At 40.6% G+C, this 10,608-nt stretch carries 8 protein-coding genes; 7 read left to right on the top strand and 1 reads right to left on the bottom strand.

Annotated elements, in window-relative coordinates:
* Nucleotides 1–21: 21 nt before the first annotated feature.
* The gene (locus tag OK414_RS22195; protein ID WP_034649169.1) at nucleotides 22–1,734 is read right to left on the bottom strand and encodes an NFACT family protein; all 1,713 of its coding nucleotides are present in this window, start codon (nucleotides 1,732–1,734) and stop codon (nucleotides 22–24) included.
* A 141-nt stretch (nucleotides 1,735–1,875) separates the two neighbouring features.
* On the opposite strand from OK414_RS22195, the gene OK414_RS22190 reads away from it, so the two are divergent.
* From OK414_RS22190 to priA, 7 genes are all read left to right on the top strand, one after another.
* Complete coding sequence (locus OK414_RS22190; protein WP_016765432.1) at nucleotides 1,876–4,554, top strand: calcium-translocating P-type ATPase, SERCA-type; 2,679 nt, start codon at nucleotides 1,876–1,878, stop codon at nucleotides 4,552–4,554.
* Nucleotides 4,555–4,707: 153 nt separating this feature from the next.
* The gene (locus OK414_RS22185) at nucleotides 4,708–5,583 is read left to right on the top strand and encodes a YicC/YloC family endoribonuclease (protein WP_016765431.1); all 876 of its coding nucleotides are present in this window, start codon (nucleotides 4,708–4,710) and stop codon (nucleotides 5,581–5,583) included.
* A 46-nt stretch (nucleotides 5,584–5,629) separates the two neighbouring features.
* A complete protein-coding gene (locus OK414_RS22180) occupies nucleotides 5,630–5,890 on the top strand; it encodes a DUF370 domain-containing protein (RefSeq protein ID WP_013084831.1) in 261 nt (86 codons plus the stop codon).
* A 13-nt stretch (nucleotides 5,891–5,903) separates the two neighbouring features.
* A complete protein-coding gene (gene gmk / locus OK414_RS22175) occupies nucleotides 5,904–6,518 on the top strand; it encodes a guanylate kinase (RefSeq protein WP_013058927.1) in 615 nt (204 codons plus the stop codon).
* A gap of 2 nt (nucleotides 6,519–6,520) precedes the next feature.
* The gene (gene rpoZ, locus OK414_RS22170; protein ID WP_013058926.1) at nucleotides 6,521–6,742 is read left to right on the top strand and encodes a DNA-directed RNA polymerase subunit omega; all 222 of its coding nucleotides are present in this window, start codon (nucleotides 6,521–6,523) and stop codon (nucleotides 6,740–6,742) included.
* Nucleotides 6,743–6,922: 180 nt separating this feature from the next.
* Nucleotides 6,923–8,140, top strand: coding sequence for a bifunctional phosphopantothenoylcysteine decarboxylase/phosphopantothenate--cysteine ligase CoaBC (gene coaBC, locus OK414_RS22165; RefSeq protein ID WP_263045060.1), 1,218 nt, complete (start codon nucleotides 6,923–6,925; stop codon nucleotides 8,138–8,140).
* Nucleotides 8,137–10,551 (top strand): primosomal protein N', encoded by a 2,415-nt coding sequence (priA, locus tag OK414_RS22160; RefSeq protein ID WP_047930796.1) that lies wholly within the window; start codon nucleotides 8,137–8,139, stop codon nucleotides 10,549–10,551. Before coaBC ends, priA begins: the two co-directional genes overlap by 4 nt.
* Nucleotides 10,552–10,608: the final 57 nt, after the last annotated feature.

Here is a 10,608-nt window from a genome sequence, read left to right as displayed (position 1 = left end):
ATATAGAAAGAGGGGGTTTTATTATGACTGACGCAGCTTCAGTACAAGTTCTTCGCTAGGCGTTACGTACACCGTTTGCTGGTTATCGTACGTCACAAAACCAGGCTTGGCACCGCTTGGTTTTTTTACGTGGCGAATTTTTGTATAGTCCACGGGTACCGAACTTGAATTTTTAGCTTTACTAAAGTAAGCAGCAAGATGAGCCGCTTCTAAAATTGTTTCTTCTGAAGGCTCTTGGCTGCGGATAACAACGTGAGAACCCGGTATATCTTTCGTATGAAACCAAACGTCATCCCTAGCAGCAAGGCGATTTGTTAAATACTCATTTTGCTTATTGTTTTTTCCAACTAAAATCGTCGTGCCGTCGCTTGAAACGTATTGTTCAAGTGTAGGCGTGGTGTTTTTTTGTTTTTTCGCTTGTTTTTGCTGACGGTTGCGCAAATATCCTTCTTCCACAAGCTCTTCACGAATTTCTGCAATGTCTTTGTGAGTAGCAGTATCCATTTGCTGAATAAGTGATTCAAAATACTGTACTTCTTCGTTTGCTTTTTCAATTTGTTCGATTACAATCGAAACGGAATTTTTCGCTTTTTGATACTTTGTGAAATAGCTTTGAGCATTTTGAGACGGTGATTTTTGCGGATCTAATGAAATCGTAAGTGTACCGCTATTTTCATCATAATAATTAATAACATCCACTTTCGCATCTCCTTTTTTGACAAGGTGTAAATTTGCGGTAAGGAGTTCACCGGCTAGCTGATAATCAGATGCTTTTTCTGCATTTTGCAGCGTTTGCTCAAGTTTTTTTATTTTTTTCTCATTTTTCTTTTTCTCGGTAGAAATAAACTGTACTAAATCATGCGCTTGCTGCTTTACACGATCTCGCTCTGCTTTCCCGTAGTAATAGCGGTCAAGAAGCTCGCTGATGGTTGCATACGTTTTTTTCGTACCCTCTAAATGCGTTAATTCCAGTAAATAAAAGTAGTCTTTTTGATTAACGGTTGTCAGAGTCGGTGTAAACTGACCTTCTTTGATCAGCGTCATCGTTTCGACGAATGATTTTGGAAGGGTAGAACGATTCGCTAAGCCAGAGCGAAACACCACTTCATTTGCAATTAAAGGAGAAAGCCCCGAGAAGGTTTGCACTAGCTGGGTGGCTAACTTTCCGCTATTAAAATCAATTTTTTTAACCACGGTTTCTTCATCGGCTTCAAATGGATGAAGCTTATCTTGACTAGGAGGCAGTACGTAAGGTGCTCCGGGTAGAAGCGTACGGTGCCTGTTCAAGGCCATTGGAACGTGTTTAATGCTGTCGATAATCGTTTGTTTTTCTTTATCTACAAGCACAACATTACTATGTCTTCCCATGATTTCAATAATAAGCTGCTTGTACGTCACGTCGCCAATTTCATTTCGTCCTTTTGTTTCAATGACTAAAATGCGGTCCAATCCAAGCTGATACACGTGTTCAATAATGCTTCCTTCTAAATGTTTGCGAAGCAGCATACAAAACATAGGAGGCTCAGATGGATTTTCATAGGGCTCATTTGTAAAATGAACGCGTGAATAGTTAGGGTGAGCTGAGATTAAAAGTTTGCGGTTTTCACCTTTAGCGCGTACTTGTAAAATCAACTCGTTTGGAAACGGCTGATATATTTTTGAAATTCGTCCTGAAACCAAGGTCTCAGATAATTCTTGTAAAATGCCATATGTAAAAATACCATCAAATGACATAGTGCTCACATCCTTAAGTAATTGAAAATTGTCCTATAGAAAAGTATAGCATTTTTTAGGACGAGTCTGAATAAGCATACGATATAAGATTGTAACAATCTAATAGGTGCATTTACAAATAAAAGGGTGTGAAAAGATGCAATGAAATGGTATGAATTAGGTGAAAAAGCAATAGTAGAAGTAACAAAAACAGATAGGCAGCATGGTCTTACACACAAAGAAGTAAAAGCACGTCAGCAGCAGCAAGGATTTAATGAATTGACTGAAGGTGAGAAAAAACCGGCCATTCTTGTGTTTCTAGAGCAGTTTAAAGATTTTATGGTACTGGTTTTACTAGCTGCCACGCTTATTTCAGGGCTTTTAGGCGAATACATCGATGCGGTTGCTATTATTGCCATTGTAGTAATTAATGGATTTCTAGGTTTTTTTCAAGAAAGAAAAGCCGAGAAATCTCTTCATGCATTAAAAGAGCTTTCTGCTCCTCAAGTAGCAGCTATGCGTGAAGGGAAATGGGTTAAGTTACCATCTAAAGAGCTGGTAGTAGGAGACGTTGTAAAGTTTTCGAGCGGAGACCGTATCGGGGCTGACCTTCGAATTATGGAAGCTAAAAGTCTAGAAATTGAAGAATCAGCGCTTACGGGAGAGTCTTTGCCTGTTGCCAAGCAAATAAAAGCTTTGCCAGGAGATGAAGTGCCGCTTGGAGATCAGGACAATATGGCGTTTATGGGTACGCTTGTGACGCGAGGAAGCGGAACAGGTATCGTTGTAGGGATTGGAATGAAAACAGCGATGGGACAAATTGCTGATTTGCTTCAAAATGCTGAAGCCATGATTACTCCTCTTCAACGGAAGTTAGAGCAATTAGGTAAAATTTTAATCGTTGTAGCTCTTGCACTTACTGTATTAGTTGTCGGGATTGGTGTGCTGCAAGGTCATGATTTATACAGTATGTTCTTAGCGGGAGTTTCCTTAGCTGTTGCTGCCATACCCGAAGGTCTTCCTGCCATCGTAACCGTAGCGCTATCTCTTGGTGTACAGCGCATGATTAAGCAAAGATCCATTGTTCGCAAACTTCCTGCTGTTGAAACACTAGGATGCGCATCAGTCATTTGCTCAGACAAAACGGGCACATTAACGCAAAATAAAATGACGGTTACTCACCTCTGGTCAGGAGGAATGACGTGGAGGGTATCAGGGACAGGGTATGAACCTACGGGCGTATTTTCGCGAGAGGAAAGAGAAGTTGATACACGGAGTGAAAAACCGCTTCAGCAGCTTTTGGTGTTTGGTCTGCTTTGCAATCAAACGTCTATTTCGAGAAAAGATAAAGAATATGTCATCGACGGGGATCCTACTGAAGCGGCTTTGCTTGTGGCCGCGATGAAAGCGGGGCTGACAAAAGAAAACATTCAAAAGCAGTTTACGATTATTGAAGAGTTTCCATTTGATTCAACGCGTAAAATGATGAGTGTAGTCATTGAAGACGCATCTAATAAGCGCTATGTCATAACAAAAGGTGCTCCTGATGTGCTGCTTGTAAACAGCAAAAATATTTTGTGGGAAAGCAGACAACAAACGCTGTCGGTAACGGTTCATAATGAAGTAAAAGGAGCGATTGATCAGTTAGCTAGCCAAGCGCTTCGAACCATTGCGATTGCTTATCGGCCGTTAGGAGACCATGAGAGCGTTCATACAGAGAACGAAGCGGAAAAAGACCTTACTTTCCTCGGGCTTCAAGGAATGATTGATCCGCCAAGACCAGAAGTCAAGCAAGCGGTCAAAGAATGCCGAGACGCAGGAATCAAAACCGTTATGATTACAGGTGACCACGTTATTACAGCACAGGCGATTGCAAAACAGCTAGGCATTCTACCGAAAAACGGTCAAGTCTTGGAAGGAACGGATTTATCCAAAATGACGCAGGAAGAGCTAGAAGAAGTAGTGGATGATGTTTACGTATATGCCAGGGTATCGCCTGAACATAAACTTAAAATTGTTAAAGCTCTTCAAGCAAAAGATCACATTGTAGCTATGACGGGCGACGGCGTAAATGATGCACCGGCTATTAAAGCAGCAGACATAGGCATCGCGATGGGCATCACCGGGACAGACGTAGCAAAAGAAGCGTCTTCGCTCGTTTTGCTTGATGATAATTTTGCTACTATTAAATCAGCGATCAAAGAAGGACGAAACATCTATGAAAATATTCGAAAGTTTATCCGTTACTTGCTTGCATCAAATGTAGGAGAAATTTTAGTTATGCTCTTTGCAATGATTTTAGCACTTCCGCTTCCGCTAGTGCCAATTCAAATACTATGGGTAAACTTAGTAACAGACGGTTTGCCTGCGATGGCTCTTGGCTTAGACCAGCCGGAGGACAACGTGATGAAGCGTCATCCAAGGCATCCGCGCGAAGGTATTTTTGCAAGAGGATTAGGGTGGAAAGTAGTCAGCCGCGGATTTTTAATTGGAGCTGCTACACTTGCTGCATTCATGATTGTCTACGACAATGACCCAGATCGTCTGCAGTATGCTCAGACGATTGCATTTGCCACGCTTGTTATGGCACAGCTTATTCACGTATTTGACTGCCGAAGTGAAAAATCAATCTTTGATCGCAATCCATTTCAGAACTTATATCTTGTAGGAGCCGTTATTTCATCTATTATCCTTATGCTGGTGGCTATCTACTATCCGCCCCTGCAGCCTATTTTCCATACAATGGCCATTGCACCGCGGGAATGGCTCGTTATTTTAGGACTTGCAAGTCTTCCAACTTTTTTACTTGCCGGTTCACTTTTAACAAGAAAACCTTCATAAATTGTGCTATACTTTAATACAGGCTGTCCCAAATGAGAAAACTCATGAAGGCAGCCTTTACAGGTTGAATAAAGAAGAGAGATTTCTTTTTTTTGCTAACACTTTCTTTTATGATACTTTTTATGTAAGATGTACATAGTGGATGTGATGATAATGATAAAAAGTATGACTGGTTTTGGCCGCGGAAAAGCGGAAGTGGAAAATCGATCAGTAACAGTCGAAATGAAGTCTGTTAATCATCGTTTTTGTGAAATTGTTATTCGTATGCCAAGACAATTAATTGAAATTGAAGATAAAATAAAAAAAATCGTTCAAACATACATAAAACGTGGTAGAGTAGAAGTATTTGTTACTATTTCAGGTGAAGAAATGGCAAAAAAGAAACTCCAGACGGATTGGCAGCTGCTTGATGAATACATGCATGCGTTGCAGCAAGTAAAAGAAAAGCATGGACTGTCACAATCTGTTCAAATCCAAGACATTTTACACATGCCTGAAGTGATGACAACTTATGAAGAAGAAGCTGATCAGACGAGTATTCATGGTGCAATCTTTGAAGCTGTTGAAGCTGCTGTGCATCAGTTAGTGGATATGCGGAAACGAGAGGGATCAGAGCTGTATCACGATTTAATGGGGTACTTACAGGACATTCAAGACATTCGCGAAAAAATTACACAGCTTGCTCCTGAAGTTGCTGAACAATATCGCGAGCGTATTAAAAGAAAGCTGAGCGACTATTTAGAAGGTACTTTCGATGAGCAGCGAGTGCTGACAGAAGTAGCTATTTTTGCTGAAAAAGCAGATATTAGCGAAGAACTTACGCGAATTCAAAGCCATGTTTCACAATTTATTCAAGCATTAAATACACCTGATTCAGTAGGACGCAAGCTGGATTTTCTTGTTCAAGAGCTGAATCGTGAAATGAATACAATTGGTGCGAAGGCAAACAATGGTACTATTGCTCAGTATGTTATTAGTATGAAAGCACAATTAGAACGCATAAAAGAGCAGGTTCAAAATATTGAATAGCCTTCGTGTAAGATAAAGATTATATTGGTATAGCAGGAGGCTTCTTATGAGCGGTAAATTAGTGAACGTTGGATTTGGAAATTTTATTTCTTCTAATCGTATAATCTCTGTCGTTCATCCTGAATCAGCTCCAATCAAACGCATTATTCAAGATGCAAAAGATCGAGGCTCTTTAATAGATGCAACGCAAGGACGTAAAACACGATCTGTTATTGTTATGGATAGCGATCATGTTATTTTAGCTCCTGTACAGCCAGAAACTGTGTCACAGCGACTTATAAACAAAGAAGAATTATTAGAAGGGTAGGTCACTTGAACCGATGATTGAAAGAGGTTTATTAATTGTTCTTTCCGGACCATCAGGTGTTGGAAAAGGAACGGTACGAAAAGCATTGTTTGAGCAAGAAGACATTAAATTGCAGTATTCTATCTCTGCAACAACAAGAAAGCCCCGCGAAGGTGAAGTAGACGGCGTTGACTATTTCTTCAAACCACGCGAAGAGTTTGAGCGCATGATTGAAAACAAGAAGTTATTAGAGTGGGCTGAATACGTAGGTAACTACTACGGTACCCCGGTTGATTATGTAGAACAAACGTTATCTGAAGGAAAAGACGTATTTCTAGAAATTGAAGTGCAAGGTGCTCTTCAAGTGAAAGAAGCATTTCCAGAAGGTTTGTTCATCTTCTTGGCACCGCCGAGTTTATCAGAGCTTAAAAGTCGTATCGTAAATCGCGGTACTGAAACAGAAGATTTAATCAATAACCGTATGCGCGTGGCAAAAGAAGAAATTGAACTTATGGACGCCTACGATTATGTTGTAGAAAATGACAAAGTAGAAAATGCTTGTGCTCGCATCCGTGCTATCGTAACGGCTGAACACTGCCGTCGTGATCGTATTTCTGCGCGCTATAAAAGAATGCTGGAGGTAGAATAAACATGCTTTATCCATCAATTGATTCTCTAATGGAAAAATTAGATTCTAAGTACACGCTTGTGACAGTAGCTGCAAAACGTGCACGTCAATTACAGCTTCACAATGATACGCCGATTGAAAAGCCGGTTTCTTATAAGTTTGTAGGCTGTGCTCTAGAAGAAATTAATGCTGAACAATTAAGCTATAAGCAAGGTGTAGCAGAAGAAGATTCTAAACATCAGTAAGTGAAAAAATAACAACCTACTTCATAGGTTGTTATTTTTTTGATGCTTTTATCTGTGTTCAAGCAGGATAGTGAATGTCTCACTACAAAAATGGTATAATAATTGAATTGAAAAGCTTTAGATAGTTACCCGATTAAACAAGCGGATGCTGGTTGAGCGGGATAAATAGATGGGGGCATAATGATGAAGGGAAAACGAATTTTATTATGTGTTAGCGGCGGAATCGCCGTATATAAAGCCGCAGCTTTAACAAGTAAATTAGTACAAGCGGGAGCGGAAGTTAAAGTAATGATGACTGCTTCAGCATGCGAGTTCGTAACGCCGCTTACGTTTCAAGCTCTGTCTCGAAACCCAGTTTATACAGATACGTTTGATGAAAAAGATCCATCTGTAATTGCACATATTGATTTAGCAGATTGGCCTGATTTAATTTTAGTAGCTCCTGCTACGGCAAATATGATAGGGAAAATAGCAAATGGTCTTGCAGATGATATGATTTCCACAACGTTGCTGGCTGCTACTGCACCTGTGTGGATTGCACCTGCAATGAATGTTCATATGTACGATCATCCAGCTGTTAAAAAAAATATGAGCACTCTTTCATCATTTGGTTACTCTTTTGTAGAACCAGGAGAAGGGTATTTGGCATGCGGTTATGTAGGAAAAGGTCGTCTTGAAGAGCCAGAAACAATTGTTTCACTAATCGGATCTTATTTTTCACAAGCATCACATACACAAAAGATCCTTGAAGGTGTTAATGTATTAGTTACAGCAGGACCTACGGTAGAACGCATTGATCCCGTCCGATTTTTCACCAATCGCTCTACTGGGAAAATGGGCTATGCCCTTGCAGAACAAGCTGCTAAGTTAGGTGCATCGGTAACACTTGTAACGGGACCGACGAATTTAGAGTATCCAAAAGGAGTGCAGGTTGTTCAAATTGAAAGTGCGCAGCAGATGCTTGAAGCTGTTATGCAGCGCTATCATGAAGCAGATGTTGTCATTAAATCAGCCGCAGTGGCAGATTATCGGCCAAAGCATGTGTTTGATCAAAAGATGAAAAAGCAGCCTGGTGAAGCAGTACTAGAGCTAGAGAGAACAACAGATATTTTACGCACGCTTGGAGAGCGAAAAGAACACCAGATTTTAGTCGGCTTTGCAGCAGAAACAGAACAAGTGGATGAATATGCACAAAAGAAACTTGCATCTAAAAACTTGGATATGATTGTAGCCAATAACGTGACGACAGAAGGAGCAGGTTTTGGGACGGATACAAATATTGTAACGCTCTATAAGCGAAGCGGAGAGTCTAAAGAACTTCCCATTCTTTCAAAACACGATGTAGCTACCGAGGTGTTAAAAGAAGTGAAGGAAATGTTAGAAGGGCTGAAAAAATGAATGTAGCTAGTGTAATTGTGGACGTGGCTGCTAAGCAAACAGATCGAGCTTTTGACTACGCTATTCCCGACAAATGGAAAGGAATTATTGTTCCGGGTATGCGAGTTGTCGTTCCGTTTGGTCCTAGAAAAGTTCAAGGGTTTGTGGTGGCTCTTAAAGAAGAGGCTGAAGTTAAGCGTGTTAAACCAATCGCTGACTTGCTTGATTTAACGCCGGTTCTGACTCCCGAACTGTTAGAGATTGGGCACTGGCTAACCGAAAAAACGCTTTGTTTTATGATATCGGCTTTTCAAGTCATGCTGCCTGCGGCGATGAAAGCAAAATATGATAAAGAACTGTCACTCCTTTCAAAAGAGGCATACGAACAGCTTCATGAGCAAGTAAAGCCGTTTTTTCAGTCAAGATCCTCGCTGAAGTGGAGTGAAGTAGAAAAAACAGCCGCTGCTCCTGCTTTTCACCGTGATATTCAAAAAGGTCTAATTGAAGTCGTCTACGTCGTGAAAAACAAAGGAAACAAAAAAACGGCAAAAGGCGTAAAACTGAATCAAAGCCTTGAAGAAATTCAGCAGTTTATGAGCGAGTTAAATAAGCAGGCAGAAAAGCAAAAACAAGTGCTGTCTTTTATGTTGAATCGAAATGAAGAAGTAGCTATAAAAGAAATAGCGGAAGATTTGCAGATTACCTCCGCTCCTATAAAAGCGCTGATTAACAAAGGGCTCTTAGCGGAAACGGAAATTGAAATATACCGTGATCCTTATCAAGATCGATACTTTACACCATCAAAGCCATTTCAATTGACCGATGAACAAGCTGAGGCAATCGCACCGATTCTGCAGGACATCGAAGAAAATCTTCACGATGTGTTTTTAATGTACGGAGTAACCGGAAGCGGAAAAACAGAAGTGTATCTCCAATCAATTGATCAAGTGCTAAAAAAAGGGAAAGAAGCGATTATGCTTGTTCCGGAGATTTCACTTACCCCTCAGATGGTCAAGCGTTTTAAAGAGCGATTCGGCTCAAAAGTTGCTGTACTTCATAGCGGCTTGTCTACTGGGGAAAAATACGATGAATGGCGAAAAATTCAGCGAAAAGAAGTATCCGTTGTAGTAGGGGCCCGCTCTGCTGTATTTGCTCCATTTGAAAATTTGGGCCTTCTTATTATCGATGAAGAACATGAGACGAGTTATAAACAAGAAGAAAACCCCCGTTATCATGCAAGAGATGTAGCTATTTACCGAGGGCAGCATCATCAGTGTCCAGTCATTTTAGGAAGTGCAACACCAACGCTTGAGTCCTTTGCAAGAGCGCAAAAAGGTGTGTATAAGCTACTGACGTTAAAGCAAAGAATGAATAAGTCATCAATGCCTTCGGTGGATATCGTTGATATGAGAGAAGAGCTTCGTAGCGGCAACCGCTCTATGTTTTCAACTATGCTGTTTGAAAAGATGAAAGACCGTTTGGAAAAAGGGGAGCAAATCGTTTTATTTTTAAATAAAAGAGGTCATTCTTCTTTTGTTATGTGCAGAGACTGCGGTTACGTTCCGACATGTGAGCATTGTGAAATTTCACTAACGTATCACCGCTATCAAAATAAATTAAAATGCCATTATTGCGGACACGAAGAACATGTGCACACTGAGTGCCCAGAATGCCACAGCGAACATATCCGCTTTTTCGGGTCTGGTACACAAAAAGTGGAAGAAGAATTAACAAAAGTGCTGCCCGAGGCTAGAGTTGTTCGAATGGATGTTGATACGACAAGCCGAAAAGGCGCCCATGAAAAGCTCCTGAACAAGTTTGCAAGTGGAGAAGCGCAAATTTTACTAGGGACGCAGATGATTGCGAAAGGACTGGACTTTCCAAACGTCACGCTTGTAGGCGTTTTAACAGCAGATACGATGCTGAATTTACCTGACTTTCGTGCATCTGAAAAAACGTTTCAGCTTTTAACACAAGTAAGCGGAAGAGCAGGACGCCACAAACTTCCAGGAGAAGTAGTGATTCAAACGTACACGCCTGAACACTACAGCATTCAACTTGCGAGTCAGCATGATTACGATGCGTTTTATAAGCACGAGATGGAAATTCGTAAAATGCACAAATACCCCCCTTTCTTTTACTTGGCGCTTGTAACGGTATCTCATGAAAATATTGCAAAAGTGGTGTCTGTTACAGACAAAATTTCGCAGTATCTGCGTCAGAAACTTTCGCCGCAAACAACGATCTTAGGGCCAGTCGCATCTCCGATTGCTAAGATAAAAGATAGATATCGCTATCAATGCATGTTAAAATACAAGCTGGAACCAAGCCTGATTCCGCTGTTGAAATATATATTAGAACGTTATCAAGCGGAAATGCAGAAGGAGAATTTAACGATCACTATTGATTTGAATCCATACTCGATGATGTAACTAGTCGTCTTGATGGCGTTAAAGAAGAAGCTTTTTGGATATAAATAGAAAGGATAA

This window comes from Priestia sp. JV24 (assembly GCF_025910025.1).
Taxonomy (GTDB): domain Bacteria; phylum Bacillota; class Bacilli; order Bacillales; family Bacillaceae_H; genus Priestia; species Priestia megaterium.
This window is presented reverse-complemented; position numbering and strand designations above follow the sequence as displayed.

Coding starts and splice junctions, on each gene's coding strand:
- OK414_RS22195 (WP_034649169.1), bottom strand. CDS start 1,734: ATGTCATTTGATGGTATTTTTACATATGGCATTTTACAAGAATTATCT.
- OK414_RS22190 (WP_016765432.1), top strand. CDS start 1,876: ATGAAATGGTATGAATTAGGTGAAAAAGCAATAGTAGAAGTAACAAAA.
- OK414_RS22185 (WP_016765431.1), top strand. CDS start 4,708: ATGATAAAAAGTATGACTGGTTTTGGCCGCGGAAAAGCGGAAGTGGAA.
- OK414_RS22180 (WP_013084831.1), top strand. CDS start 5,630: ATGAGCGGTAAATTAGTGAACGTTGGATTTGGAAATTTTATTTCTTCT.
- gmk (WP_013058927.1), top strand. CDS start 5,904: ATGATTGAAAGAGGTTTATTAATTGTTCTTTCCGGACCATCAGGTGTT.
- rpoZ (WP_013058926.1), top strand. CDS start 6,521: ATGCTTTATCCATCAATTGATTCTCTAATGGAAAAATTAGATTCTAAG.
- coaBC (WP_263045060.1), top strand. CDS start 6,923: ATGATGAAGGGAAAACGAATTTTATTATGTGTTAGCGGCGGAATCGCC.
- priA (WP_047930796.1), top strand. CDS start 8,137: ATGAATGTAGCTAGTGTAATTGTGGACGTGGCTGCTAAGCAAACAGAT.